This window comes from Mycolicibacterium neworleansense (genome assembly GCF_001245615.1).
Taxonomy (GTDB): domain Bacteria; phylum Actinomycetota; class Actinomycetes; order Mycobacteriales; family Mycobacteriaceae; genus Mycobacterium; species Mycobacterium neworleansense.
Window position 1 is genome coordinate 485,634 of record NZ_CWKH01000001.1, and the last position, 25,858, is coordinate 511,491.

Sequence of the window (25,858 nt, forward strand, 5' to 3'; positions counted from 1 at the left end):
AAACTCCACGTGACGCCCCGCGACACGACCGCTGACTCGTCGGCCACCACATCGGAATCGGTCCGCAGCAGCATCACTGTTCCGCCCGACATCATCGTGGGCCTGCTCGGCTCCGCCGATGAAAATCTGCGGGCCCTTGAAAGACTTCTTCCCGCCGACATTCACGCCCGCGGCAATGAGATCACCTTCACCGGCGAGCCCGCCGACGTCGCACTGGCCGAACGCGTCGTGGCCGAGCTGATCGCCGTCGCCTCCAGCGGACAGGCGGTGACCCCTGAGGCGGTACGTCACAGCGTCGCCATCCTGACCGGCACCGAGGACGAGTCCCCGGCCGAGGTGCTGACACTCGACATCCTGAGCCGGCGCGGCAAGACCATCCGGCCCAAGACGCTCAACCAGAAGCGCTACGTCGATGCCATCGATGCGCACACCATCGTGTTCGGCATCGGCCCGGCCGGTACGGGCAAGACGTACCTGGCGATGGCCAAGGCGGTCAGTGCCCTGCAGACCAAGCAGGTCAGCCGGATCATCCTGACCCGCCCCGCGGTGGAGGCCGGCGAGCGCCTCGGCTTCCTGCCCGGCACATTGAGCGAGAAGATCGACCCGTATCTGCGGCCGCTCTATGACGCACTGCACGACATGATGGACCCCGAGCTCATTCCAAAGCTGATGAGTGCCGGGGTGATCGAGGTCGCACCGCTGGCATACATGCGTGGTCGCACGCTCAATGACGCGTTCATCATCCTCGACGAGGCGCAGAACACCACCGCCGAACAGATGAAGATGTTCCTGACCCGGCTCGGGTTCGGATCGAAAGTCGTTGTCACGGGCGACATTACGCAGGTGGATCTGCCCGGCGGCAACACCTCGGGCCTGCGGGCGGCGATGAACATCCTCGACGGTATCGACGACATCCATTTCGCCGAACTCACCAGTGCCGACGTGGTCCGTCACCGCCTGGTATCCGAGATCGTCGACGCTTACGCCCGACATGAGGAGCCGGCCTTGCTCAACCGTGCCCAACGCCGTTCGTCGAACGGGCGGCCACGCAGATGAGCGTTGAGGTATCCAACGAGTCGGGCATCGATGTCTCCGAGGATGAACTGATCAGCGTCGCGCGTTTCGTCATCGCGAAGATGGACGTCAACCCGGCGGCCGAGTTGTCGATGGTGCTGGTGGACAGCGCCGCCATGGCGGATCTGCACATGCGGTGGATGGACCTGCCGGGCCCCACCGATGTGATGAGTTTCCCGATGGACGAGCTGGAACCCGGCGGGCGGCCGGACTCTCCCGAGCCAGGCCCCTCGATGCTCGGCGACATCGTGTTGTGCCCGGAATTCGCCGAACAGCAGGCCGCCAAGGCCGGGCACTCGCTCGGCCAGGAGCTGGCCCTGCTGACCGTGCACGGGGTGCTGCACCTGCTCGGCTACGACCACGCTGAGCCCGACGAGGAAAAAGAGATGTTCGCGCTGCAGCGTCAGCTCCTCGAGGAATGGGTGGCTGATCAGGTCGAGGCATATCACGCCGACCGGCAGAGCCAGAAGGATCAGAGCCTGCTGGACAAGTCACGATATTTCGACGAACCGTGACCGGCATACTTCCGCTGCTCGGCGCCGTGGTGCTGGTCGCGTTCGGTGGCCTGTTCGCCGCCATCGACGCCGCGCTGTCGACCGTCTCGATCGCGCGGATCGAGGAGCTGGTCCGCGACGAACGCCCGGGTGCGGCCCGGCTCAGCCGGGTGGTCGCCGAGCGGCCCCGATACATCAATCTTGTTGTGCTGCTGCGGATCACCTGTGAGATCAGCGCAACGGTCCTGCTCGTCTCCTTCCTGGACGGCCACCTCGGCGTCGGCTGGGGTCTGGTGGCGGCGGCCGCGATCATGGTGGTGACGAGCTTCGTGGCCATCGGCGTCGGCCCCCGTACGGTCGGCAGGCAGAACGCCTACTCCATCGCGCTGATCTCGGCATTGCCGCTGCAGGCCATCTCCGTGCTGCTCACCCCGATCAGCCGGCTGCTGGTGCTGATCGGTAACGCGCTCACCCCCGGGCGGGGCTTCCGTAACGGCCCGTTCGCCTCGGAGATCGAGTTGCGCGAGGTTGTGGACCTGGCCCAGCAGCGGGGCGTGGTGGCCGACGAGGAACGCCGGATGATCCAGTCGGTGTTCGAACTCGGGGACACCCCGGCGCGTGAGGTCATGGTGCCGCGCACCGAGATGGTGTGGATCGAAAGCGACAAATCAGCGGGTCAAGCGACGTCATTGGCGGTGCGCAGCGGACATTCGCGCATCCCGGTGATCGGGGAGAACGTCGACGACATCGTCGGCGTGGTGTACCTGAAAGACCTTGTCCAGCAGACCTATTACTCGACCAACGGCGGCCGCGACACCAACGTCGCACAGGTGATGCGTCCGGCGGTGTTCGTGCCGGACTCCAAACCGCTCGACGAACTGCTCAACGAGATGCAGCGCGACCGCAACCACATGGCGTTGCTGGTCGATGAATACGGCGCCATTGCGGGCCTGGTCACGATCGAGGACGTCCTGGAGGAGATCGTCGGCGAGATCGCCGACGAGTACGACACCGACGAGGTGGCCCCGGTCGAGGACATCGGTGACCGGCAGTACCGGGTGTCGGCACGGTTGCCGATCGAAGACCTCTGCGAGCTCTACGAAATGGAGGCCGACGAGGATCTCGACGTGGACACCGTCGGCGGTCTGGTGGCTTTCGAATTGGGCCGCGTGCCGCTGCCCGGCGCCGAGGTCACGTGGGACGGCCTGCGGCTGCGTGCCGAGGGCGGTTCCGACCATCGTGGCCGGGTGCGGATCGGCACGGTCCTGGTCAGCCCGGTTGAATCCGACAAACAGGAGACCCGAGAAACCGATGAGTGAGCTCGACGCAGAAGACAACAAGCTCGTGGTCCTGGCCCGTGGCGCGATGGGCCGCGCCGAGGCGTCCTCGGGTGCGGCGGTCCGTGATCAGGACGGCCGCACCTACGCCGGCGCGCCGGTCACCCTGGCAGCACTGCAGCTGACCGCGCTGCAGGCGGCGGTGGCCGCCGCGGTGTCCAGCGGTGCCACCGGCCTTGAGGCAGCAGTGCTGGTCGGCGGCGCCGCCGACGACGCAGGCATCGCCGCGGTGCGGGAACTGTCCGGCGACGCCGCGGTGATCGTCACCGATCGCGCCGGGAACCCGCTATGACCGAATTCCGTTCCGGTTTCGTATGTTTCGTCGGCAGGCCCAATACCGGCAAGTCGACGCTGACCAACGCCCTGGTGGGGCAGAAGGTCGCGATCACCTCCAACCGGCCGCAGACCACCCGGCATACGATCCGCGGCATCGTGCACCGCGACGACTTCCAGATCATCCTGGTCGACACCCCCGGGTTGCACCGCCCGCGGACCCTGCTCGGTCAGCGGCTCAACGATCTGGTCAAGGACACCTACTCCGAGGTGGACGTGATCGGTCTGTGCATTCCCGCCGACGAACGCATCGGTCCCGGTGACCGTTGGATCTATCAGCAGATTCGCGCGGTGGCGCCCAGGACGACGCTGATCGCCGTGGTCACCAAGATCGACAAGGTGCCCAGGGAGCGGGTCGCCGAACAACTGATGGCCGTCAGCGAGCTCTTGGGGCCGGACGCCGACATCGTGCCGGTCTCGGCCACGGCGGGGGAGCAACTCGATGTGCTCACCGATGTGCTGGTCTCCAAACTGCCTCCGGGGCCTGCCTATTACCCTGACGGCGAACTCACCGATGAGCCCGAGGAAGTACTGATGGCCGAGCTCATCCGCGAGGCCGCCCTGGAAGGCGTACGCGACGAGTTGCCGCACTCGCTGGCCGTCGTCATCGAGGAAGTGTCCGAAAGAGAAGGCCGTGACGACCTGATCGACGTGCACGCGATCCTCTACGTCGAGCGCGACAGCCAGAAGGGCATCGTGATCGGCAAGGGCGGTGCGCGGCTGCGCGAGGTCGGTACGGCTGCCCGGACCCAGATCGAAAAGCTGCTCGGTACAAAGGTTTATCTAGACCTGCGGGTCAAGATCGCCAAGAACTGGCAGCGTGATCCCAAGCAACTCGGCCGGCTCGGGTTCTGACCTCGACCGGCAACGTCAACCGGCCTGGCGGTCGAGTGCGTTGATCGCGGCGGCCGCCTGCGAGGCATCGGTCTGCGACGGGGTATTCCACCAGACCTCGGGCTGCTTGGCTGCCCAGCCGGTGATCGCCTCCAGCTCGGCGGCCAGTGAGATCAGCAGCGGCTCACTGTCGGCCGGACCCATCAGCTGCACGCCGATCGGCAGGCCGTCGGAGGTGAAGCCGGCGGGCACGTTGATCGACGGCCAGCCCAGCAGGTTCCACGGCCAGGTCAACGGGCACGCGGCGATCGAGCTGCGTTCGGTGGCCGACCACCCGCGGCGGTCGAATTCATGTGTGAGCGGCGGTGGCTGGGCCGTTGTCGGAGCGATGATGACGTCGACGAGGTTGAAGATCCAGGACATGCGGCGCTGCGCGGCAGCCTCGTGCGCGCGGGCCTTGCGCAGCACGTCCTGAGACAGCAGGCGGCCGATCCTCATGTTGGCCACGGTGCGCTCGTCCAAGGGCACGTCGCCGAGCCGCTCGGCCCAGTCCAGCAGACCCGCGGTCGAGCGGGCCAGGAAATCCCACGACATTCGCAGGCTGTAGTTGGGGTCTTTGGCCACCACGGTGTGGCCCAGATTGCCGAGCTGATCGGCGACGGCCTGCAGTGCGTCACGGATCTCGGGGTGCAGCGTGGCGGGAAATCCGGTGAACGGCAACTTCGTCGACATCGCCACCCGCAGCGGCCCGGGCGCGCGACTGACATGCTCGAGGGCCTGGATCGGTGCCGGCTTGTGCAGATCGCCCTCGGCATTCCCGGATGCGGCGTCGAGCACCAGGGCCGCGTCGGTGACGGTGCGGGCGAGCACCCCGTTGACGGTGATGCCGTTGAACGCCTCGGGCAGCGGCCAGGTGGAGATGCGTCCGCGCTGCGGCTTGATGCCGACCAGGTGTGTCCACGCGGCGGGGATGCGGACGCTGCCCGCACCGTCGGACCCGATGGCCGCCGTCACCAGGCCCGCCGCCACGGCCGCGGCGCTGCCGCCCGAGGATCCGCCCGGGCTGTGCTTACGGGACCACGGGTTGCGGGTGTGCCCGAAGCCGGGGCCACCGGTGAACGGCCACTGTCCGAGCTCGCAGGTGTTCGTCTTCCCGACGATGACCGCACCGGCGGCGCGCAGCCGGCGCACCACCTCGGCGTCGGCGGTCGCGACGCGCACGTCGCCGTCGGTGCCGAATCGGGTGGGCACCCCGGCGATGTCGACGTCATCCTTGACCGCGATCGGGATTCCCAGCAGTGGGAGCTGTTTGCCGGCTGCGCGAGCCGTGTCGGCCTTGGCGGCGTCGGCCAGCGCCTGCTCTGTGAGCACCACCCGGAAGGCGTTGAGCGTGGGCTGGCTCGCGGTGATGGCATGCAGTGACTGACGTACCAGTTCGTCAGAAGTGACTGCGCCGCTGGCAAGTTGATACAGCTGATGCGTCAGGGTGGGAAAAGGCGGGGTGGTGGAGTCGGAAGTCGCAGATTTGGCCATCACTTTCGAGAATATCGGCGGTGCATAACGGAACCTGTCCGGCCATGGTGCGACACTGTCACGATGCGGCTGTACCGGGACCGGGCGGTGGTGCTGCGCCAGCACAAGCTCGGCGAGGCCGACCGGATTGTCACCCTGCTCACCCGCAACCATGGTTTGGTGCGCGCGGTGGCCAAGGGGGTTCGGCGTACCCGCAGCAAGTTCGGCGCGCGGCTGGAACCGTTTGCCCACATCGACGTGCAGCTGCATCCCGGGCGCAACCTCGACATCGTCACCCAGGTGCAGGCCATAGACGCGTTCGCCGCCGACATCGTCAGTGACTACGGCCGCTACACCAGTGCATGCGCGATGCTGGAGACCGCCGAGCGGCTGGCCGGGGAGGAGCGGGCGCCGATGCCTGACCTGCACCGGCTCACGGTGGCCGCACTACGGGCCATCGCCGACGGGCGCCGGGCCCGGGAACTGGTGCTCGACTCCTACCTGCTGCGGGCGATGACGATCGCCGGGTGGGCGCCGGCACTGACCGAGTGCGCCCGCTGTGCCGCGCCGGGCCCGCACCGGGCATTCCACGTCGCCGCCGGCGGCAGTGTGTGCGTGCACTGCCGGCCCAGCGGATCCAGCACTCCGCCCCAACCCGTACTGGAGCTGATGTCGGCGCTGCACGAGGGCGACTGGGAATATGCCGAGGCCTCCTCATCGAGCCATCGCACCCAGGCCAGCGGACTGATCGCGGCGCATCTGCAGTGGCACCTGGAACGTCAGCTGCGGACATTGCCTCTGGTCGAGCGGGTGTACCGGATCGATCGGACAGTCGCCGAGCAGCGCGCGACGCTGGTCAGGCAGGATATGGGCCATGGCATTGACGAAGGACGGGAAGCGGGGCAAGTCGACCTACCCACAGCTGCCCCCGGCGCCTGAGGACTACCCGGTCTTCCCGGACACCTCGAGCTGGCCCGTCGTCTTCCCGGAGATCCCGGCCGGCACCAACGGCCGGTTCGCCCGTCCGCCGCAGCACACCTCCAAGGCCGTCGCGCCGCGGATCCCCGCCGATCAGGTTCCCAATCACGTCGCCGTGGTGATGGACGGCAACGGTCGGTGGGCCACACAGCGTGGCCTGGGCCGCACCGAGGGACACAAGATGGGTGAGGCGGTGCTGATCGACATCACCTGCGGCGCCATCGAATTGGGCATCAAGCACTTGAGCGTCTACGCGTTCTCCACCGAGAACTGGAAGCGCAGCGCCGAGGAGGTCCGGTTCCTGATGGGGTTCAACCGGGAGGTGGTACGGCGCCGCCGGGAAAACCTGAACGCCATGGGCGTGAACATGCGCTGGGTCGGCTCGCGGCCCAAGATGTGGCGCAGCGTGATCAAGGAATTCGACATCGCCGAACAGATGACGGTCGGCAACGACGTCATCACGGTCAACTACTGCGTCAACTACGGAGGGCGCACCGAGATCGTTGAAGCAGCGCAGGCACTGGCCGCCGAGGCCGTCGAGGGCAAGGTCAACCCGGGCCGCATCACCGAGGCGTCCTTCGCCAAGCATCTGCACCGCCCCGACATCCCCGATGTGGACCTGTTCATCCGGACCTCGGGGGAGCAGCGGGCCAGCAACTTCCTGCTGTGGCAGTCGGCCTACGCCGAGTTCGTGTTCCAGGACAAGCTGTGGCCGGATTACGACCGGCGCGACCTGTGGGCGGCATGCGAGGAGTACGTGAACCGCAACCGTCGCTTCGGTAGGGCCTGACATGCCCGGCCTCCTGCAGCGGTTGTCCTCGGTGCTCGGCGAGGTGATGTCGGTCGTCGAGGAAGAAGACGGTGCGCTGACCGTGACGGTCGACGGCTCGGTGGCCTCGATTCGGGTGGTGGCCATCGCCGAGGACCTGGAGATGGTCTCGCTGACCCAGCCGTTGGCCTGGGATCTTCCGCTGAACAACAAGATTCGCGAGCGGGTGTCCGACCACGCCAGCAAGACGATGCTGGGCACGGTGGTGCTGGTGGAGAAATTGGTCGAGACGCCCACTAACGGGGCGACACCCAAGGGAGCCTCGCGCAAACGACCGGCCAAGAAGGTCGCCGACGTGATGCTGCGTTACAACTTTCCCGCGGCCGGGCTCACCGACGACGCGCTGCGCACACTGATCCTGATGGTGTTGGCCACCGGTGCCGATGTGCGCCGGGACCTGATGTCGTGACCGCTCCGGTCATCCGCATTGTCGCGGCGGTGGTGCTCGACGGGCACGACCGGCTGCTGGTGGTCCGTAAGCGCGGCACGACGGCCTTCATGCAGCCGGGCGGAAAGATCGAGCCGGGGGAGCAGCCGATCGAGGCGCTGGCCCGGGAGGTTCGTGAGGAACTCGGCGTCGGATTCGTGTTGTCCGAGGCGGAAGAACTGGGCCGCCACACGGCACGGGCCGCCAACGAACCCGGCCACTCCGTCGACGCGTGGCTCTACCTGGTGAGCCTGGACGGCGAGCCGCAGCCGCAGGCGGAGATCGCCGAGATGACGTGGATCGGCCTGCATGATCCCGGTGACATCGAGCTGGCCCCGTTGACCCGCGACACCGTGCTGGCGCTGGCGCGCGACCGGGTCAGTTGACCCCGTCGCTGCACCCGCCACACATCCCGAAGATCTCGATGGTGTGGCTGACATCGGAGAAACCGTGTTCGCGGGCCACGTCGGCGGCCCAGGTCTCGACCTGGCCACCGGAAATCTCGACGGTCGCGCCACAGGTCCGGCACACCAGGTGATGGTGGTGGTCCTCGGAGCAGCGCCGGTAGACCGACTCGCCGGTGTCGGTGCGCAGCGTGTCCACGCTGCCGGTGGTGGCCATGGACTGCAGGGTTCGGTAGACGGTGGTCAGGCCGATGGCCTGGCCGCGGCGGCGCAGCTCGTCGTGCAGCTCCTGGGCTGAGCGGAATCCGTCGGTCTCGTTGAGCAGGTCGGCGATGGCCGCGCGCTGCCGCGTGGACCGGACCGCGCCCGTCACCGCTGTTCCTCGCCGGCGTGGGCGACAGCGTCGGCGACGATATGGGCCAGGTGATGGTCGACGAGGCGGTAGAGCACCTCACGCCCCGCGCGCTCGCTGGCGACGACCCCGGCCTGCTTGAGAATCCGCAGGTGCTGGCTCACCAGCGGTTGCGGCACCCCGAGTGCGTCGACCAGTTCGTGCACGCAGCGCTGGGACTGTTGCAGCTGCAGGACGATGGCGATCCGCAGCGGAGCGGCCAGCGCACGCAGCAGCTCACCGGCGGTGTCGAGCACCTCCCGCGGCGGCATTTCCGGCGCCGGAGCGGCGGTGTGCTCGCGTGCGTCGTCGTGTTGATTTACCGTGAAATTGGAAATCGTTTCCATTACGGGCCAGAATACATGCACGATATTGCATGTCAACCGCTCCTGCGGCCGCGGCGGATTATCGCTGGCGGCAGGCTGGTCGCTACTCTGATGCACCGTGGCATCCATCATCGACACCGTTGCGAACCTGGCGAAACGCCGTGGCCTGGTCTACCAGTCCGGTGAGATCTACGGCGGCACCAAGTCCGCGTGGGATTACGGCCCGCTCGGTGTCGAGCTGAAAGAGAACATCAAGCGCCAGTGGTGGCGGTCGGTCGTGACGTCCCGAGATGATGTTGTGGGCCTGGACTCCGCCATCATCCTGCCGCGCCAGGTGTGGGTGGCCTCCGGTCACGTCGACGTCTTCAACGATCCGCTGGTGGAGTGCCTGAACTGCCACAAGCGGCATCGTCAGGACCACATGCAGGAGGCGTACGCGGCCAAGAAGGGTCTCGATGACCCCGACTCCGTCCCCATGGACGAGATCGTCTGCCCCGACTGCGGCACCAAGGGCCAGTGGACCGAGCCGCGCGACTTCAACATGATGCTCAAGACCTACCTGGGCCCGATCGAGTCCGAGGAAGGTCTGCACTACCTGCGCCCGGAGACCGCGCAGGGCATCTTCGTCAACTTCGCCAACGTGGTCACCACCGCGCGCAAGAAGCCGCCGTTCGGCATCGGCCAGATCGGCAAGAGCTTCCGCAACGAGATCACCCCGGGCAACTTCATCTTCCGTACGCGCGAGTTCGAGCAGATGGAGATGGAGTTCTTCGTCGAGCCGTCGACGGCCGGTGAGTGGCACAAGTATTGGATCGAGACGCGGCTGCAGTGGTACGTCGACCTCGGCATCAACCGGGACAATCTGCGCCTGTACGACCACCCCAAGGAGAAGCTGTCGCACTACTCCGACGGCACCGTCGACATCGAGTACAAGTTCGGTTTCGCCGGCAACCCCTGGGGTGAGCTGGAAGGTATCGCCAACCGCACCAACTTCGACTTGTCCACGCACGCAAAGCATTCCGGTGTGGACCTGTCGTTCTACGACCAGGGCGCCGACACCCGCTACGTGCCGTACGTGATCGAGCCGGCAGCCGGCCTGACCCGCTCGCTGATGGCGTTTCTGGTCGACTCCTACACCGAGGACGAGGCCCCCAACGCCAAGGGCGGGGTGGACAAGCGCACCGTGCTCAAGCTCGACCCGCGTCTGGCCCCGGTCAAGGCCGCGGTCCTGCCGTTGTCGCGCAACGCCGACCTGTCACCCAAGGCCCGCGACCTGGCCGCCGAGCTGCGCAAGAACTGGAACGTCGAGTTCGACGACGCCGGCGCGATCGGCCGGCGCTACCGCCGCCAGGACGAGATCGGCACGCCGTACTGCGTGACCGTCGATTTCGACACCCTGGAGGACAACGCCGTCACCATCCGCGAGCGTGACGCCATGACCCAGGAGCGCATCGCACTGGACAAGGTGTCGGACTACCTGGCGGTGCGGCTCAAGGGCGCCTGATCCTTTCGTCGAGCAGCTGCGCGGGGACATCGCCGTCGAGCAGTTCGATCAGCCTCGCCAACAACCCGTCGAGGTGGTGGCCGACCGCGGTGATCGCCGGGTCGCCGTAGCTGGCGAACAGCAGGCTCGGCTGATCGACGGCAAGTACGGTGCCGTCCGGGCCGGCATAGAGCAGCGTGCGCAACGGCGCGTGCAACATGACGCCCGCGTCGTGACGGAACATGCGTTCGGCAATGGTGTGGTTGCCCATCAGGTACTCGGTGGCCCGCGACGTCGAACCGGACAGCGCCATCGTCGGCGAGACGTCGATACTGAAGTACCGCATGAAGCCGTGTGGGGCTTGCTGCTTCGCCACGGCGACCACGTCGTCCCAGTCCGACGCGCCGTCGTATGCGCTGAGATCGACTGCCGGTACCAGTGATTCGTAATGTTCGCGGGCGCGGTCGTAGTCATCGGGCAGCGCGATCAGCAGCCGCCGGCTCGGGTGGTCGACGACGCCGCTGCGTCGCGTCATTGCCATGATCCCGCGACGTCGAGGACGACCCGGAAACGGGCCTGGCCCGACATCATCCGCTCGTAGGCCTTCGGCGCTTCCTCGAACGGCATCACCTCGACCATCGGCGAAATGTCGTTGGCGAGGCTGAATGCGAGGTTGTCCTCATTGTCGATCGCCGAGCCGGTCAGGCTGCCGATGATGCTGCGCCCACCGAGGATCAAGTCGGCTGTGCTGACCGCGATCGGGTCCGGGGCGACCCCGACCACGACCAGTTGCCCGCGCGGACGCAAGCCCGCGGTGAGTGGGCTCATCGAGGCGCCGCTGGCTGCGGTGGCGACGATTGCGGTGGCGCCGCCGAGCGCGTTGAGTTCGGCGGCGGGGTCAGTAGCTGCGCTGTCGATGTAGTGATCGGCGCCCAGTCGCTTTGCCAGCTCTTCTTTTTCGGCACCGCGGGCGATGGCAGCGACGCGAAAACCGAGCTTCTTGGCGTATTGCACGCCCAGATGACCGAGCCCGCCGATGCCCTGGATGGCAACCAGTGCGCCGGGCGGCGCCGCAGTGGCGCGCAGTGCGTTGAACACCGTGACCCCGGCGCACAACAGGGGAGCGGCGGTGGTCGGCGACAGTTCGGCGGGCACCCGGACCAGACCCGATGCCCGGGCGTACACCACCTCCGCGTAGCCGCCGTCCTCGGTGGTACCCGGTTTGGGCTGATCGCTGCAGTTCACAAAATCGCCGCGGCGACAGAACTCGCACTCGTTGCACTGGCCTCCGAGGAATCCCAGCCCCACCCTGTCGCCGGGTTTCCAGGCATGCACTCCGTCGCCGATCGCGTCGACCACGCCGATGATCTCGTGGCCGGGTACCACCGGTTGTTCGGGCGCGGGCCGCTGGCCTTCGACGGCCAGCACGTCGCTGTGGCATACCCCGCAGCTGAGCACCCGTACCCGGACGTGGCCGTGTGACGGTGCAACGAGCTCGCGTTCGACCAGGTCGAATTGGCGTTGTCCGGTCACCTGAAAGGCGCGGTAGGTCGACATGTCCATTCTCCTCGGATATCCGGCGATCAGGCGAAGACGGTTGCCCGGGCCTGGCGGGTGAGTTCGTCGGCGAGCACTTCGGTGGCGCCGGATTCGATACCGTCGACGATCTGGCGAGCGACGTCGGCCGGATCATTCTTCGGGACGTCGAGATCGGCGACCATCGAGGTGTCGGTGTAGCCCAGGTAGACGCCGACCACATCGGTACCTTGGCCGTCCAGCTCCAGCCGCAGCGAGTTGTTCGCCGACCACAGCGCGGCTTTCGATACGCCGTACGCGCCGAAGCCGGGTAGCCACGAAAGCACCGAGGCGATGTTGACGAGTGTTCCCCCGGCCAGCTGGGGAGCGAAGGCTCTCGTCACGCGCAATGAGCCGAACAGGTTGGTTTCGACTACGGATCGGATCTCATCGAGGTCGCTGTTCAGCAGCGACTTGCCGCCGGTCACGCCGGCGTTGTTCACGACGATGGTGGCGTCGGTGGCCAGTGCGGCCAGCTTGGCGACCGAATCACCGTCGGTGATCTCGGCCGCGACGACAACCACCCTCGGGTCGGTGCTCGGCTCGGGGCTTCGGCTCGTGGCATAGACCTTGGCAGCGCCGCGTGCGAGCAGCTCGTCCACGATCGCCTTGCCCAGCCCTTTCTGGCCACCGGTTACCACTGCCGTTGCACCTTGGATCTGTCGGGACATTGGATTCTCCTTCGGGTTCGGTTGACTGCACCAACGTCACTACCGTCAAGGCGGGAACCTGGATAGGTATTCCCAACTCAGCTAGAATAGGGCATGCGCACTGATCCGTGGTCCGACGACGTCTGCCCGATCGCCCGCACCATGTCGGTGCTCGGCCAGCGGTGGGCCATGCTGATCATTCGCGAAGCACTGCTGGGCCGGTCGCGATTCTCGGAGTTCCGCGAACGACTTGGGGTGGCTCCCGACGTACTCAGCGCACGGCTGTCCGAACTCGTGGCGGCCGGCATCCTCGAAGTCGTCGATTATCAGCAGCCGGGCGACCGAACCCGCAGCCGCTACGTGCTCACCGACGCCGGCCATGAACTCGTCTCGGTGCTCGCTGCGATCGGTCAATGGGGTCACGTTCACCGGCCGCGTCCGCACAGCAGTCAGTACCGCTTCATCGACACCGACACCGGAGAACCTGTCCGAATCGGTTTTCAACGCAAGGACGGTACGCCGGTGCCGCGCGGGCAGGTCAGCCTTCAGGAGCGGACCGGCTAGAAGCGACCGCCACCGCCGCTGTAGCTGCGGCCCGACGAATGCGACGCGCCGCCGTAGGAGGTCGGGCGGCCCATGCTGCGGCCACCGCCCCAGCTGCCCCCGTACCCGCCGCCGAAGCCACCACCGAAACCGCCGCCGCCGCGCAGGACGTTGCCGATGAGGATGCCGCCGAGCACCGCACCGATATCGGACCCGCCGCCTCCGCCGTACTGCGAGGTGTAGGACCGCTGCGCGGCGCGGACGTCGTCATTGGCCTGGCCCTGGGCCTGAGCGGCCAGCGTCGACGCCCCGTTCGCGTGCGCCACCGCCTCATTGGGGTTCTCGGCCCGCTTGGCCTCGGCGGCCTGCAGCTGTCGCTGCGCCTCGGCCAGCCGGGTGCGCGCCTCCGGGCCGATGCTGCCGCGTCGGGTCTCGATGAAGTCCGATACCGCTTTGATCCGTGACTGGGCGGTGAACAGGGCCTGCTCCAGCGCGCGGGCCAACCGCTCGGCGGCCTCCTGCTGTTCGTGCACGCCGGCCAGCAGCTGGTCGAGTTCAGCGTCGGCCTTGGTCAGCCGGGTGAAGGTGCCCAGCGGGTCGGACTTGCCGTTGCCCGTGGCATCGTCGGCCGCCTTCTTCGCGGCGTCACGGGCGGTGGCGAGCCGGTCGGCCTGTGGCGTGCCTGGTTGCCCCATAAGGGAATTCGCCTGGTCGATCCCGGCCTGGATGTCGGTGATGGCCGCGGGCAGACCGGCCAGCGCCCGATTGATGTCGGAGGCCGCACTGTCCACGGCGTCGAGCAGGGTCCGGGCCTGATCGAGGGCCGACTCGGCTGAGCGGACCGCGTCCACCAGCGCGGTCTGATCGGTGGCCGGCCGGGACACCAGGCCGCGGGCCGCGGTGACGTTGCGGTCGGCGAACGCCAGTCGTTCCTTGGCGGTGTCCACGTTGGTCGCCACGGAAGTCAGTGCGGTCGCGTCGAATTGCGTGTGCAGACTGTCCAGGGTCTGTCGGGACGGGTCGATGCGGGCGGTCAGGTCGACCATCTGCTGGGTCATGGCGTCCAGCCGGGCCGGGGCGTTGATCACCAGATCGCGCAGCTGCTCGAAGGCCTGACTCTGGGTGTCCAGCTCGCGGTCGGCCCTGGCCGCCGACACCACCACCTTGGTGAGCAGCTCCCGCTGTTGCAGCGGAGTCTCGGGCGCATCGTCATCTAGGGTCTGACGCACGGTGAACGCTTGGGCCAGTGCGGTTTTCGCGTTGGCCAGGGCGGCACTGAACGGCTCGGTGCGCTTGGACCCGAATTCCTCGACGGCCAATTCCAGCTCGGCCTCACTGGTGCGCACGGCATTGTCGACGTCGACCACGATCGAACGGGACAGCTCGTCGAGCGCCTCCAACGGCACCGCGGCCAGTGCGTTCGCGTCGGTCGGATCGACCCGCTTGGCCGCCTCGAACTCGGCGTGACGGCGCTTGGCCCGGCGGCGGCGCGACCACAACCACAGCAGGCCGGCCAGCACGAGCACCACGCCCAGACCGATCAGCATGGCGGGCCACGAGATCCCGGGTGCGGCGGGGGTTTCGGGTTCGGCGTTCAATCCGTTGGCCGCGGCGATCGCCGCACCCGCCCAGTCGTCACGGCGCAGCGCCGGGGTGACGCTGTTGCGTCGGATGTCGTCGGCTCGCGCCGAGTTGGTGACGGTATCGGGCACCTGGAAAGCGAACGCCCGGTCCACCGTGGCGACCGCCAGCAGCACGTCGTCGTCACCGAAATCGCTCAGCTGCATGGTGTTCTGCGCCCAGCCGACCGGGTTCTGCCGGGCGAAATCCTCGGTGAAGACCACCCACAACTTGATGTGGCGGTCGTCGTAGAGCCGGTCGATCGCGCGCTGCACGTTGCCCCGCTGGGCGCCCGACAACACCCCGGCGTTGTCGGTGAGTTGGCCGGCCAACCGCAGCGGTGGCTCGGCGGCGGCGCCGGGGGCGACCAGCAGTCCGGCCATCAGGATCGCGAGCAGCATGGACAGCAGACGGGCGATACGCATGACCGTCAATCTAGTGCGCTGCGGGGTTGGCGCGTCGGTTCCTGGCAGACTGTGCGTCGGTGAACGCGGATACGCAGTCCTGGTATGACGACTTCGACCGGCAACGTCTGGTGGTCGAGGCGCCCAAGGGTGCTGCGCTGCCCGGAACCGACACCGAGCACCGGACCGATTTCGCCCGCGACCGGGCCCGCGTGCTGCACAGCGCGGCGCTGCGCCGGCTGGCCGACAAGACCCAGGTGGTCGGTCCGCGGCACGGCGACACCCCGCGCACCCGGCTCACCCATTCGCTCGAGGTGGCCCAGATCGGGCGCGGCATGGCGATCGGACTCGGCTGCGATCCCGACCTGGTGGATCTGGCCGGCCTGGCCCACGACATCGGGCATCCGCCCTACGGCCACAACGGCGAGCGGGCCCTCGACGAGATCGCCAAGCCCTTCGGGGGATTCGAGGGCAATGCGCAGAACTTCCGGATCCTCACCCGGCTGGAACCCAAAGTCCTTGACGCCGAAGGGCGTTCGGCCGGCCTCAACTTGACCAGAGCCGCGCTGGACGCGGTGGCGAAGTATCCGTGGCCCAGCTTCGGCACCCGCAAGAAATACGGCTTCTACGACGACGACGCCGATGCGGCGGCCTGGGTGCGGGCCGGTGCGCCGGGCGAACGGCCCTGCCTGGAGGCCCAGGTGATGGACTGGGCCGACGACGTCGCCTATTCGGTGCACGACGTCGAGGACGGCGTGATCTCCGGGCGCATCGACCTGCGGGTGCTCGGCGATCCCGACGCCGCGGCCTCGCTGGCCGACCTGGGCGCCCGATCCTTTCCCAGTGTCACGCACGACGAACTGCTGGCCGCGGCCGAGCGGCTGTCGCACGTGCCGGTGGTCACCGCGGTGGGACGCTACGACGGCACGTTGGCGGCCTCGGTCGCGCTCAAGACCATGACCAGTGAACTCGTCGGGCGCTTTGCCAATGCGGCGATCACCCAGACCCGCGCCGTCGCCGGCGACCGGCCGCTGCGGAGGTTCGACGCCGAGCTGGCGGTGCCGCCGCTGGTGCGCGCCGAGGTGGTGTTGCTCAAGATGCTGGCGCTGCAGTTCATCATGTCCGATCACCGGCACCTGCAGATCCAGGCCGATCAGCGCACGCTGATCCACGAGGTGGCCCTGGCGTTGTGGGCGCAGGCCCCGGGCAGCCTGGACCCGCAGTTCGCGCCCGAGTTCGACCTCGCGGCCGACGACGGGGCCCGCTTGCGTGTGGTGGTCGATCAGATCGCGTCCTACACCGAGAGCCGGCTGGAACGCGTGCACGAGGCGCGTTCACCCCGGCCGCTGGGCTGACCAGCTCCCCAGGCGGCGCAGCACCAGATCCGGGAGCGCCCACAGCAATGCGCCACCCACTCCGGCGACGACCGTGCGCCGGGCTCTCGGAATCCGGCCGGCCAGGGTGATCCCGAGGTCGGGGGAGTGGACGGCGTCGTCGCACCCGAACAACAGGTCCACGTCGACGCCGGGCTCCATCAGGTGCGCCGGCCACGGTGAGCTGGCGAGCACGGTGTCGCGCGCGTATCCGGCCGGCCCCTGGGCGAATCCGTCGGTGAGGGCGGCCCGCAGCATCTCGCGGAAACCGGGATCGTCATAGACGACGCCGTCGGAGGCCGGATAGTCCGCCATGATCATGTCGAACAATGCGGCCGCGGTGTACCCGCACAGATCGTGCATCGCGCCGTCGGGATCGGCGGCGATCGCCGTCACGAAATCGCGGTGCGGCGCGGTCAGCAGCGCGGTCACCGGTGGATAGCCCAGATCGTCGATCGGCGAGGCGAGCACCAGTCCGGATGCCCGGCCGGTCCTGGCGAGCGCGAGCCCGAACGGCGCGCCCTGCGAATTGGCCACCACGGGCACCGGGCACCCGGCGACGGCGTCGATCACCGCGGCGAAGTCTGCCGCGACGGTGTCGAAATCTTTGCCCGGATCGGGATCGGACCCGCCGATCCCCGGACGGTCCACCGAGATCAGGCGGATCCCGTACTCGTCGAGCCCACGCTGTCCGAACGTCATCCGTCTGCCGCAGCCGGCGCCGGCGATGAACAGCGCCGGCACGCCGGAGTCCGGCCCGTAGGCGGCATAGGCGATGCGACGACCGTCGTGTTCGACCCAGTTCTGTCGGGTTTCACTCACCGCAGCTCACATGCCTTCCCGCGGCGTCGGCAAACCCGCGCAACGCGACTTCCGCGCACGCATAGACTATGCCGGTGGCCGGCCGGATTTCTGATCGCGATATCGCGGCCATTCGTGAAAAAGTCCGCATCGAGGATGTCGTCGGTGACTACGTCCAGTTGAGGCGGGCCGGGGCCGATTCGATGAAGGGCCTGTGCCCGTTCCACGACGAGAAGTCGCCGTCGTTCCATGTGCGGCCGAATCACGGCCACTTCCATTGCTTCGGTTGCGGCGAGGGCGGCGACGTCTACGCCTTCATCCAGAAGATCGAGCACGTCAGCTTCGTCGAGGCGGTTGAGTTGCTGGCCGACCGGGTCGGCTACACCGTCACCTACACCGGCGCGTCGACGACGAACGTCCAGCGGGACCGGGGCAGCCGCAGCCGCTTGTTGGCCGCCAACGCCGCGGCCCAGGAGTTCTATGCCGAGGCGCTGCGTTCGGATGAGGCGGCCGAGGCGCGCAAGTACCTGACCGAGCGCAACTTCGACGCCGCCGCGGCCGCCCAGTTCGGCTGCGGGTTCGCGCCGTCGGGCTGGGACACGCTGACAAAGCACTTGCTGCGTAAGGGTTTCGAGTTCAAGGAGCTGGAGGCGGCCGGGCTGAGCCGGGAAGGCAAACGGGGGCCGATGGACCGGTTCCATCGCCGGTTGCTGTGGCCCATCCGGGTGTCCTCGGGCGAGACCATCGGGTTCGGCGCGCGCCGGCTGTTCGACGACGACCAGAACCAGGCCAAGTACGTCAACACCCCCGAGACCGTGCTGTACAAGAAATCACAGGTGCTGTTCGGGCTGGACCGCGCCAAACGCGACATCGCCAAGGGCCATCAGGCCGTCGTGGTCGAGGGCTACACGGATGTGATGGCGATGCACCTGTCCGGCGTGACCACCGCGGTGGCCTCGTGTGGCACCGCGTTCGGCGAGCAGCACCTGTCGATGCTGCGCCGGCTGATGATGGACGACAACTTCTTCCGCGGTGAGCTGATCTACGTGTTCGACGGCGACGCCGCCGGCCAGGCGGCCGCGGTGAAGGCATTCGAGGGCGAGCAGAACCTGTCCGGTCAGTCGTTCGTGGCGGTGGCTCCCGACGGTATGGACCCGTGCGATCTGCGGCTGCGCTCGGGCGACGGCGCCGTGCGCGACCTGGTCGCGCGTCGAACACCGTTGTTCGAGTTCGTGATTCGCAGCGCGCTGGCCGAACATGACCTGGACAGCGCCGAGGGCCGGGTAGCCGCGCTGCGGCGCTGCGTGCCGATGGCGGCCCGGATCAAAGACCCGACGCTGCGCGACGAGTATGCGCGGCAGCTGGCCGGCTGGGTCGGCTGGGACAACGTCGCCCAGGTGATCGGCCGGGTGCGGGAGGAAGCCGGCGGTGGCCGCAAGGACACCCGGCGTCAGCCCGCGCGGCAACAGGCACGACCCACGGCGGCCCCCGTGCAACGTCCCAACCCGACCGACCCGACGCTGTGGCCGCAGCGGGAAGCGCTCAAGGCCGGCCTGCAGTACCCGGCGATCGCCGGGCCGGTGTTCGACTCGCTGACGGTCGAGAGTTTCACCCATCCCGGGTACGCCGCGGTGCGGTCGGCCATCGAGGCCGCCGGCGGCGTGGCGTCGGGCAGTTCCGGAGCCCAATGGATCGAGGCGGTCCGCGAGCAGACCACGTCCCCGGCGGCAGCCGGCCTGGTCAACGAACTGGGCGTGGAAGCCATCAACGTCGAGGATGACGAACAACTCCCGCGCTACATCACCAGCGTGCTGGCCCGTCTGCAGGAAGTCTGGGTGGGCCGCCAGATCGCCGAGGTGAAATCCAAGCTGCAACGCATGTCGCCGGTGGAGCAGGGAGACGAATATCACGCCCTGTTCGGTGACCTGGTGGCCATGGAGTCCTACCGCCGCAGCCTGCTCGAGCAGGCCAGCGGCGATGACCTGACTGCGTGATCGCTCACATCGCGATAGGGTGAGGCGCAGTCGGGCCCCTACACGCGAAAGAGGCGAACCCGGTGACCAACCTGGTGACATTGTTCAGCATGAAGACACGGCGCTACGTCGCAGTGGGCGCATTTGCGCTGGCCACGGGTGCCGCGGTGGCCGCACCGGCGTTCCTCGCAACGTCGGGTCCGGGCCCCGAGGTCTCGGCCCAGCCGGCCTGCCTGGCCTGGTTCGGCAACAAGGAGGACGGCAAGTGCCTGTCCTACTCGAACGGGATGCCTGCCAACGTGGGCACGCCGTGGGTCGGCGTCGGACAGAACGGCGTGGTGACCGGCCCGCTGCTGCCGGGCACGTCGATCAACCAGGGGATCGGCTAGCCCCTACCAGTTACGTTTCGCCGAAGCGTCGGTGCTCTCCTTCGTGGAGAACACCGACGTTTCCGCATCTATGGGGGTCAACGTGAGGAACTGCGGATCGGGGGAGACCCGATTGGCGATCTTGCGACGGCCGGCGTCCAGAACTGCTTTGGTGGCCGGGTTGGCGGCCACCGCGCGGTAGGTGCTGGCGATCTGCTCATAGCGGCGTCGCCCGGCCTTGGCGCCCAGTACATAGCCGACGGCGATCACGGCGGCATAGCGGATCACGGTGTCCCTCCCAGACGACTGATGTGTGTGCTCCATCCTGCCTCACCGCCGCCCCGACGCGCCCGTCTGGGAGCGCATTGGCGGCAGCGGCGGTCCGTACGCTAGAGTCAACGCTCGGCCGCGGAGCTTCCGCGGAAGGTAGTCCCCTGTAGCTCAATTGGCAGAGCTCCCGACTGTTAATCGGGCGGTTGATGGTTCGAGTCCATCCGGGGGAGCAAGTTCTCCAGAATCCCAGGCCTAGGACTGGGGCCGGGTCTGCGCCTGACGGGCCGCCTGGGTAAGCGCCTCCACCAGTGGATTGGACGCCGACGCGAGAGCTTTCCGCTCCTCATCGGTCAATTGGTAGAACGTCCACACGCCCCAGGCTGCCGGCCGCACGTACACCGTCACCTGCTGCCTGTTGTTCTGCAACACGGCCGGCACGGGTACGGCGCGATCGAGGGTGGCCGCGCTGGCCATCTCCTCGGCGATCTGTTGGACGTTGACTGATTCCTGCAGTTGGTACAGCACGGCCTTGTTGGCGGGGCCTTCCATGGCGAGGAACCAAGCCATCAGTGTCTCCTTGGGGTCAGTGGTTGTGAGCGGTGATACTTCGGTGATCGTGAGTCGGATCGCAAACAGTGTCACCTATCGACGCGCCGCCGTCAGCCCACTCGCTGAGCCGGGCTGATTCGCTACGCTCGAGGATGTGCACCCACGGCTGATCGCCATCGTCGCCTTCGTCGGTCTATTCGCGGTTGGCTGCGGCTGGAGCCCGCCGTCGGCGCCACCGCCGAAGCCGGACACCTGCGCGCCCACCGACGGCCCCAGCGCCGACACCATCGCCGATCAGATCGCGAAATTGCCCGCGCCCGAAGCGGGTCGGCAGTGGACTCAGGTCAACACCGGGCACACCACCAACTGCCGGCTGTACTGGGTACAGGTAGGCCAGACCAACCCCGAGCCCAACAGCGTCGGGCAGCTGCTGTTCTTCGACCGGCAGACGCCGATCGGCCCGGCCACCCCGGAACCGCGGCCCTACATCAACGTGGTCACCAACGCCGACGACACCGTGGTGGTGAACTACCAGTGGCAGCAGGGGCAGGACTCACCGAAGTCGCCGACCGGCATCGCCACCGTGCGGTTCCGGATCGGGGACGACGGCAAACTGGCTGCCATCGACCCGATTCCGAAGCCCTGAGACGTCTCAGCCGTTGACCAGCTCGGCGGGATCGAGCATCGCCGCGTAGCGCAGCTGCTCGGGGATGCCGAACCCGTCGACGAGGGTTTCGACGTGCGGGCGCAGTGACCGGCAGCGCTCGTTGATCCCGCGCGTCACGGCCTTGGCACGTTCGGTCGACAGGTAGCGGTGCTCGATGAACCAGGCCTTGTCGTCCTCGATGACCGACAGCGCGTACAGGTCGCAGACATCGTCGAGGAGTCCCCGGGCGGTGTCGTCCTCGCAGGCGTCGATGCCCGCTACGAACGCTTCCAGGATGACCCGGTCGATGTGCGCCTGTGCGGCATGCAGCACATGGTCCTGCACGGCGTTGAACGCGTCGAACGCCGACATCTCCTTGGCCTTGCCCTGCAGCCGTCGTGCCACCGAGGCCAGCATGTACTGCTCGCGGTCCTCGAACATCTTGACCTGGGTGCCGCGGTTGAACAGGCTGCCTTCCTCCTCGTTGTCCTGACGGGTGTCCAGGACGGTTTGGATGATGGTCTCTGCGGCAGTGCGTTTCAGTACCCGCTCGCCGGCGTAGTTGGCCGCGAACCGCACCCATTCGACCGGGCTCATGCCCTTGATGTCGTCGGCGTAGGCGGTCAGCAGTTCCTTGGCCACCAACTGGGTGAGCACATGGTTGTCGCCCTCGAAGGTGGTGAACACGTCGGTGTCGGCACGCAGCGCGATCAACCGGTTCTCGGCGAGATAGCCGGCGCCGCCGCAGGCTTCGCGGGCCTCCTGGATGGCGCGGCTGGCGTGCCAGGTGTTCGCGGCCTTGAGTCCGGCCGCGCGGGCCTCCAGTTCGCGCTGCTCCTCGGCGTCGGGGTCGTCGGAGGTCTGCAGCTCATGGCACTTGGCCACCAGTTCGTTCTGGGCGAACTGCAGCGCGTAGGACTTGGCGATCAGCGGCAGCAGCCGGCGCTGGTGTACCAGGTAGTCCATGATCAGAACTTCCTCGGTGCTCTTCGGTGCCTCGAACTGCCTGCGTTCCAGGGCATATCGGGTGGCGATGTCCAGTGCCACCCGTGCGGCCGCGGCGGCGCTGCCACCGACGGTGACCCGGCCACGGATCAGCGTGCCCAGCATGGTGAAGAAGCGTCGGCCGGGATTCTCGATCGGTGAGCTGTAGGTGCCGTCGGGGGCGACGTCGGCGTAGCGGTTGAGCAGGTTCTCCCGCGGGACCCGCACGTGGTCGAACACGATGCGCCCGTTGTCGACGCCGGGCAGGCCGCCCTTGTAATGGCAGTCGGACGTCGTCACCCCGGGCATGTCGTTGCCCATGTCGTCACGGATCGGCACCACGAGGCAGTGCACGCCGTGGCCTTTCCCGTCAGGCGTGATCAGCTGGGCGAAAACCGTTGCCACCCGGGCGGTTTCGGCGGCGCCGCCGATGTAGTCCTTGCGTGCGGTGGGTGTGGGGGAGTGAATGACGAATTCCTGGGTCTCCGGATCGTAGGTGGCGGTGGTCTCGAGTGACTGCACGTCGCTGCCGTGGCCGGTCTCGGTCATCGCGAAGCAGCCCAGCAGGTCCAGGTCGATGAGCCGGCGCACGTACGCCTTGTGATGGCGTTCGGTGCCGAGGTTCTCGATGGCGCCGCCGAACAGGCCCCACTGCACCCCGGCCTTGACCATCAGCGAGAGGTCACTCATCGCCAGCATCTCGATCTGGGTGATGGCTGCGCCGACGTCTCCGTTGCCGCCGTGCTCCTTGCGGAAGCCGTCCTCGGCAGCACCGGCCGCGGCCATGATCTTGAGTTGCTCGCCCACCTTCGCGCGGGCGATCACCGTGTTGGGGGTGTAATGCGGTCGGAAAATCTCGTCCGACAACCTGGCTCGCATGGCGTTCTTGACGTCGCGCCAGCGGCCGTCCAGCGCATTTCGCAGATGTTCGGAAGTGGAGGTCATATCCGACGGTAACGCGTCGGGCGGTGGTTATAGGACGGTTGACGCTCTATCTGTTGGGAAGGCAAGCCTTGCTGGACAAGCTCGACATCGCCGCGAAAGACTGGCGCCATGCCGGAGTCTGTCGGTAAGTCTCTGTCTCCCACCGGTTTGCCGCATGTGAGCTATCACCGCCATGCCGATGTCACCGGGGGCTGGCTGCGCGCGGCGACCTTCGGTGCGATGGACGGCCTGGTCAGCAACACCGCGCTGATCGCCGGTGTGGGGGCCAGCGCCTCGGCCCAGACCGTGGTGCTCAGCGGCGTGGCCGGGCTGCTGGCCGGTGCCTTCTCGATGGCGCTGGGTGAGTACACCTCGGTCACGACCGCCAACGAGCAGGTCGATTCCGAGGTCAGCGTGGAGCGCCGGTCGTTCCGCAAGAACCCGACGGCCGAGCAGGCTGAACTGGTGGCGATGCTGCAGGAGATGGGGATGACGCCGGAGACGGCGGCCAAGGCCACCGAGGAGATCCACCGCGACGAGAATCGGGCCGTCAACTTTCATCTGGTCCAGGAGCTGGGGGTGGATCCCCGCGAGAAGCCGTCACCGTGGGTGGCCGGGGCTTCGTCGTTCGTCCTCTTCGCGATCGGTGCGATCATCCCGCTCATCCCGTATCTGTTGGGCTTCGAATCCCTGTGGGCCGGCCTGGCTTGCGGCGGGGTGGGCCTGTTGATCGCCGGCGGGGTGGCGGCGAAGTTCACCCGCAAGCCGGTTGCCATCGCTGGGCTGCGGCAGCTGCTGTTCGGGGCTGTCGCGATCGCGGCCACTTATGCGGTCGGCATACTGGTCGGCGCCGTCATCACCTGATGCCGCGTCGAATTCTCTTGGCCGGCGTCCTGGCGTTGTCGGCGTGTGGTCCCGCGCAGGCCACGCCGCAACTGGACTATCTCGGCCAGCACCAGGTGGCTCACGGCGCGACCCTGGACGGCACGGTGATCGGCGGTTTGTCGGGAATCAGCTACGACCAGGCCGCCGATCTGTACTACGTCGTCAGCGACGACCGCTCCGCGAAGAACCCGGCCCGCTTCTACACCGCGCGGATCACGCTGTCGGACAACGGTATCGGCGATGTCGAGTTCGTCACCACCCATCCGTGGCTGGACCGCGACGGACAGCCGTTCGGCCCGCTGAACATCGACGTGACCCCACCGGCGGTGCCGCCCGACCCCGAGGCCATCGCCTTCGATGCCCGCAGGCAGCGGTTGTACTGGACCAGCGAGGGGGAGCGGCGCGCCGAGGGGCCCGGGGTGCCGCTCCTGCTGGACCCGTGGGTCCGGACCGCCGGCCTCGACGGCAGTTTCCTGGGCGAGTTCACCCTGCCCGGCGGGTTTCAGATGTCGGCCGACGAACACGGTCCACGGCGCAACAGTGCATTGGAAGGGCTCACGCTCACGCCGGGCGGGCGGTATCTCTGGGCGGCCATGGAGGGGCCCGGCTACGACGACGGGCCGCGGCCCGATGAGCAGCGTGGCGCGCGGACCCGCATCGTCCGATTCGACGCGGAGTCCGGGGCGGCCGACGGCCAGTACACCTATCCGCTGGACGCGGTCAGTGCGGGGCCGGGCGGCGACAACGGGTTGTCGGATCTGGTGGCGCTCGATGACAGCAGCTTCCTGGTGGTCGAGCGGGGCTACGGTACGCACGTGGCGGTCCGGATCTATCGGGCCTCGGTTGTCGAGGGCTCTACCGAGCTGACCAAGACGCTGCTGGCCGATCTCACCGCCACCCCGGGCCTGGCGCCGCTGGACAACATCGAGGGAATCACGTTGGGACCCAAGCTGGCCGACGGCCGGCAGTCGGTTATCGCGGTCAGCGACGACAATTTCTCGCCCACACAGGTGACGCAGTTCCTGTTGTTCGCGCTGTAGACCGGCAAAGCTTGCGTCGAGATTGCGCTCAGGGTCGTGAATTTCGCCGAATCGCGACCCTCACGTCAATCTCGGCGAGAGGGTAGGCAAGCGCGCGCTATTTCAACAGCGCGTGACGATCGAAGTAGAAGTAGGTGTAGGCCGCGGTGATCGCGCAGACCACCGTGGCCACCAGCAGCATCTGAGAGCCGCTGACGACGACGCTGATGAAGCCGCCGACGATGGCGCCACCGGCGAAGCCGGCCCACAACATGAAATATCCCAGCCAATCGCTGAGCTGGCCTCCACTGATGTGGCGTTCGATGCCCTGGCCGAGCTTTACCAGCGTCCCGGTCACGTAACTCAGCGGGATAGACACCTCGCCGTCCTTGACGAACGACGTGTTCAGCGCGCCGATACCGAAGGCCACGAACAGGATTGGGATGTACGGAACGTCGCGGGCCGTCCAGCCGCGCTCGACGAGGTCGACCACTGTGGACACCACCAGCGCAAGCGTCGTCAGCACGGTCGCGCCGTGGGGGTGATTGACCCAGAGATGGCGGCGGCACAACGATGCGATCACCACACCGCCGACGAAGGCGAGCAGCAGCAGCGCGGCACCGATCGCCAGCCACTCCTCGCCCTGAAACAGCCCGAGGAACGCCCGCTCGGTATTGCCCGTCATGAAGGTGACGAAATATCCGGCCGAATGGGTGAACGCGGCTGCCCCCAGCACTCCGGCCAGAGCTGCCAGTACCCACGACAATCGGGCCTCGCCGTCGAACTGTTGCGACATGTCACCCATTGTCGGGAGCTGGCCGGCCGTCGGGGCGGGATTCGCCCCGAGGC

29 protein-coding genes and 1 tRNA gene are annotated in these 25,858 nt (G+C 67.6%); 18 read left to right on the forward strand and 12 right to left on the reverse strand.

Going from position 1 to position 25,858, the window contains the following annotated elements:
- Window positions 1-9: 9 nt before the first annotated feature.
- The 5 genes from BN2156_RS02210 to era are packed head-to-tail and all read left to right on the forward strand — an operon-like array spanning window position 10 to window position 4,093.
- Window positions 10-1,056: a PhoH family protein gene (locus BN2156_RS02210; protein WP_090509787.1), complete on the forward strand. Its 1,047-nt coding sequence runs from the start codon at window positions 10-12 to the stop codon at window positions 1,054-1,056.
- Window positions 1,053-1,589 carry an rRNA maturation RNase YbeY gene (gene ybeY, locus BN2156_RS02215; RefSeq protein ID WP_090509790.1) on the forward strand — a complete coding sequence of 179 codons (537 nt, stop codon included), beginning with the start codon at window positions 1,053-1,055 and terminating at the stop codon, window positions 1,587-1,589. Before BN2156_RS02210 ends, ybeY begins: the two co-directional genes overlap by 4 nt.
- On the forward strand, window positions 1,586-2,887 hold the full coding sequence (locus tag BN2156_RS02220) for a hemolysin family protein (protein ID WP_090509791.1): 1,302 nt from the start codon (window positions 1,586-1,588) through the stop codon (window positions 2,885-2,887). The genes ybeY and BN2156_RS02220 overlap by 4 nt, the downstream gene beginning before the upstream one ends.
- Window positions 2,880-3,197, forward strand: coding sequence for a cytidine deaminase-like protein (locus tag BN2156_RS02225; protein ID WP_090509793.1), 318 nt, complete (start codon window positions 2,880-2,882; stop codon window positions 3,195-3,197). The genes BN2156_RS02220 and BN2156_RS02225 overlap by 8 nt, the downstream gene beginning before the upstream one ends.
- Complete coding sequence (gene era / locus BN2156_RS02230; protein ID WP_090509795.1) at window positions 3,194-4,093, forward strand: GTPase Era; 900 nt, start codon at window positions 3,194-3,196, stop codon at window positions 4,091-4,093. Before BN2156_RS02225 ends, era begins: the two co-directional genes overlap by 4 nt.
- 15 nt (window positions 4,094-4,108) lie before the next feature.
- Here era and BN2156_RS02235 read toward each other — a convergent pair whose 3' ends face one another.
- On the reverse strand, window positions 4,109-5,605 hold the full coding sequence (locus tag BN2156_RS02235) for an amidase (protein ID WP_090515354.1): 1,497 nt from the start codon (window positions 5,603-5,605) through the stop codon (window positions 4,109-4,111).
- Window positions 5,606-5,668: 63 nt separating this feature from the next.
- On the opposite strand from BN2156_RS02235, the gene recO reads away from it, so the two are divergent.
- The 4 genes from recO to BN2156_RS02255 are packed head-to-tail and all read left to right on the forward strand — an operon-like array spanning window position 5,669 to window position 8,204.
- Window positions 5,669-6,523 (forward strand): DNA repair protein RecO, encoded by an 855-nt coding sequence (recO, locus tag BN2156_RS02240; RefSeq protein WP_090515356.1) that lies wholly within the window; start codon window positions 5,669-5,671, stop codon window positions 6,521-6,523.
- Window positions 6,459-7,352: a decaprenyl diphosphate synthase gene (locus BN2156_RS02245; RefSeq protein ID WP_090509799.1), complete on the forward strand. Its 894-nt coding sequence runs from the start codon at window positions 6,459-6,461 to the stop codon at window positions 7,350-7,352. Before recO ends, BN2156_RS02245 begins: the two co-directional genes overlap by 65 nt.
- Before the next feature lies 1 nt (window position 7,353).
- Complete coding sequence (locus tag BN2156_RS02250) at window positions 7,354-7,800, forward strand: hypothetical protein (RefSeq protein ID WP_090509801.1); 447 nt, start codon at window positions 7,354-7,356, stop codon at window positions 7,798-7,800.
- Window positions 7,797-8,204, forward strand: coding sequence for an NUDIX hydrolase (locus BN2156_RS02255; RefSeq protein WP_090509804.1), 408 nt, complete (start codon window positions 7,797-7,799; stop codon window positions 8,202-8,204). The genes BN2156_RS02250 and BN2156_RS02255 overlap by 4 nt, the downstream gene beginning before the upstream one ends.
- Here the strand turns inward: BN2156_RS02255 and BN2156_RS02260 are convergent.
- Both BN2156_RS02260 and BN2156_RS02265 read right to left on the reverse strand, forming a co-directional pair.
- On the reverse strand, window positions 8,197-8,595 hold the full coding sequence (locus BN2156_RS02260; RefSeq protein ID WP_090509806.1) for a Fur family transcriptional regulator: 399 nt from the start codon (window positions 8,593-8,595) through the stop codon (window positions 8,197-8,199). The two genes, BN2156_RS02255 and BN2156_RS02260, sit on opposite strands and share 8 nt — an antisense overlap.
- Window positions 8,592-8,960 (reverse strand): ArsR/SmtB family transcription factor, encoded by a 369-nt coding sequence (locus BN2156_RS02265; protein ID WP_162490714.1) that lies wholly within the window; start codon window positions 8,958-8,960, stop codon window positions 8,592-8,594. The genes BN2156_RS02260 and BN2156_RS02265 overlap by 4 nt, the downstream gene beginning before the upstream one ends.
- Before the next feature lie 97 nt (window positions 8,961-9,057).
- On the opposite strand from BN2156_RS02265, the gene BN2156_RS02270 reads away from it, so the two are divergent.
- Complete coding sequence (locus BN2156_RS02270) at window positions 9,058-10,443, forward strand: glycine--tRNA ligase (RefSeq protein WP_090509809.1); 1,386 nt, start codon at window positions 9,058-9,060, stop codon at window positions 10,441-10,443.
- Here BN2156_RS02270 and BN2156_RS02275 read toward each other — a convergent pair.
- Genes BN2156_RS02275 through BN2156_RS02285 form a run of 3 tightly spaced genes read right to left on the reverse strand, consistent with a single transcriptional unit; the run spans window position 10,430 to window position 12,668 of the window.
- Window positions 10,430-10,957: a DUF302 domain-containing protein gene (locus BN2156_RS02275; RefSeq protein ID WP_110811012.1), complete on the reverse strand. Its 528-nt coding sequence runs from the start codon at window positions 10,955-10,957 to the stop codon at window positions 10,430-10,432. The two genes, BN2156_RS02270 and BN2156_RS02275, sit on opposite strands and share 14 nt — an antisense overlap.
- Window positions 10,954-11,979 carry an alcohol dehydrogenase gene (locus tag BN2156_RS02280; RefSeq protein ID WP_090515361.1) on the reverse strand — a complete coding sequence of 342 codons (1,026 nt, stop codon included), beginning with the start codon at window positions 11,977-11,979 and terminating at the stop codon, window positions 10,954-10,956. The genes BN2156_RS02275 and BN2156_RS02280 overlap by 4 nt, the downstream gene beginning before the upstream one ends.
- A 26-nt stretch (window positions 11,980-12,005) precedes the next feature.
- Complete coding sequence (locus BN2156_RS02285) at window positions 12,006-12,668, reverse strand: SDR family oxidoreductase (protein ID WP_090509810.1); 663 nt, start codon at window positions 12,666-12,668, stop codon at window positions 12,006-12,008.
- A gap of 93 nt (window positions 12,669-12,761) precedes the next feature.
- Between BN2156_RS02285 and BN2156_RS02290 the strand changes: the two genes are divergently transcribed.
- Window positions 12,762-13,211: a winged helix-turn-helix transcriptional regulator gene (locus BN2156_RS02290; RefSeq protein WP_090509813.1), complete on the forward strand. Its 450-nt coding sequence runs from the start codon at window positions 12,762-12,764 to the stop codon at window positions 13,209-13,211.
- Here BN2156_RS02290 and BN2156_RS02295 read toward each other — a convergent pair.
- Window positions 13,208-15,235: a TPM domain-containing protein gene (locus tag BN2156_RS02295; RefSeq protein ID WP_090509816.1), complete on the reverse strand. Its 2,028-nt coding sequence runs from the start codon at window positions 15,233-15,235 to the stop codon at window positions 13,208-13,210. The two genes, BN2156_RS02290 and BN2156_RS02295, sit on opposite strands and share 4 nt — an antisense overlap.
- A gap of 59 nt (window positions 15,236-15,294) precedes the next feature.
- On the opposite strand from BN2156_RS02295, the gene BN2156_RS02300 reads away from it, so the two are divergent.
- Entirely contained in the window at window positions 15,295-16,569 is a 1,275-nt protein-coding gene (locus tag BN2156_RS02300) for a deoxyguanosinetriphosphate triphosphohydrolase (protein ID WP_090509818.1), read from the forward strand.
- Here the strand turns inward: BN2156_RS02300 and BN2156_RS02305 are convergent.
- Complete coding sequence (locus BN2156_RS02305; protein WP_090509821.1) at window positions 16,549-17,409, reverse strand: alpha/beta fold hydrolase; 861 nt, start codon at window positions 17,407-17,409, stop codon at window positions 16,549-16,551. The two genes, BN2156_RS02300 and BN2156_RS02305, sit on opposite strands and share 21 nt — an antisense overlap.
- A gap of 68 nt (window positions 17,410-17,477) precedes the next feature.
- Here BN2156_RS02305 and dnaG point away from each other — a divergent pair, with 68 nt between their 5' ends.
- Both dnaG and BN2156_RS02315 read left to right on the forward strand, forming a co-directional pair.
- Window positions 17,478-19,382 (forward strand): DNA primase, encoded by a 1,905-nt coding sequence (gene dnaG, locus BN2156_RS02310; RefSeq protein ID WP_090509823.1) that lies wholly within the window; start codon window positions 17,478-17,480, stop codon window positions 19,380-19,382.
- A gap of 89 nt (window positions 19,383-19,471) precedes the next feature.
- Complete coding sequence (locus tag BN2156_RS02315; RefSeq protein WP_210436624.1) at window positions 19,472-19,750, forward strand: DUF7155 family protein; 279 nt, start codon at window positions 19,472-19,474, stop codon at window positions 19,748-19,750.
- Window positions 19,751-19,753: 3 nt separating this feature from the next.
- Here BN2156_RS02315 and BN2156_RS02320 read toward each other — a convergent pair whose 3' ends face one another.
- Window positions 19,754-20,017 (reverse strand): hypothetical protein, encoded by a 264-nt coding sequence (locus BN2156_RS02320; RefSeq protein WP_090509826.1) that lies wholly within the window; start codon window positions 20,015-20,017, stop codon window positions 19,754-19,756.
- 142 nt (window positions 20,018-20,159) lie between these two features.
- Here BN2156_RS02320 and BN2156_RS02325 point away from each other — a divergent pair.
- Window positions 20,160-20,232 (forward strand) — tRNA-Asn (locus BN2156_RS02325).
- A 22-nt stretch (window positions 20,233-20,254) separates the two neighbouring features.
- Here the strand turns inward: BN2156_RS02325 and BN2156_RS02330 are convergent.
- On the reverse strand, window positions 20,255-20,569 hold the full coding sequence (locus BN2156_RS02330; protein ID WP_065516517.1) for a hypothetical protein: 315 nt from the start codon (window positions 20,567-20,569) through the stop codon (window positions 20,255-20,257).
- Window positions 20,570-20,705: 136 nt separating this feature from the next.
- Here BN2156_RS02330 and BN2156_RS02335 point away from each other — a divergent pair, with 136 nt between their 5' ends.
- Complete coding sequence (locus BN2156_RS02335) at window positions 20,706-21,197, forward strand: LppP/LprE family lipoprotein (RefSeq protein ID WP_090509829.1); 492 nt, start codon at window positions 20,706-20,708, stop codon at window positions 21,195-21,197.
- A gap of 6 nt (window positions 21,198-21,203) precedes the next feature.
- Here the strand turns inward: BN2156_RS02335 and BN2156_RS02340 are convergent, their stop codons facing one another.
- A complete protein-coding gene (locus tag BN2156_RS02340) occupies window positions 21,204-23,126 on the reverse strand; it encodes an acyl-CoA dehydrogenase family protein (protein ID WP_090509831.1) in 1,923 nt (640 codons plus the stop codon).
- 108 nt (window positions 23,127-23,234) lie between these two features.
- Here BN2156_RS02340 and BN2156_RS02345 point away from each other — a divergent pair, with 108 nt between their 5' ends.
- Both BN2156_RS02345 and BN2156_RS02350 read left to right on the forward strand, forming a co-directional pair.
- Window positions 23,235-23,969 carry a VIT1/CCC1 transporter family protein gene (locus BN2156_RS02345; RefSeq protein WP_090509832.1) on the forward strand — a complete coding sequence of 245 codons (735 nt, stop codon included), beginning with the start codon at window positions 23,235-23,237 and terminating at the stop codon, window positions 23,967-23,969.
- Window positions 23,969-25,030 (forward strand): esterase-like activity of phytase family protein, encoded by a 1,062-nt coding sequence (locus BN2156_RS02350; protein WP_090509833.1) that lies wholly within the window; start codon window positions 23,969-23,971, stop codon window positions 25,028-25,030. The genes BN2156_RS02345 and BN2156_RS02350 overlap by 1 nt, the downstream gene beginning before the upstream one ends.
- A 97-nt stretch (window positions 25,031-25,127) precedes the next feature.
- Here BN2156_RS02350 and BN2156_RS02355 read toward each other — a convergent pair whose 3' ends face one another.
- Complete coding sequence (locus tag BN2156_RS02355) at window positions 25,128-25,805, reverse strand: YoaK family protein (RefSeq protein ID WP_235625186.1); 678 nt, start codon at window positions 25,803-25,805, stop codon at window positions 25,128-25,130.
- Between the last annotated feature and the right edge of the window lie 53 nt (window positions 25,806-25,858).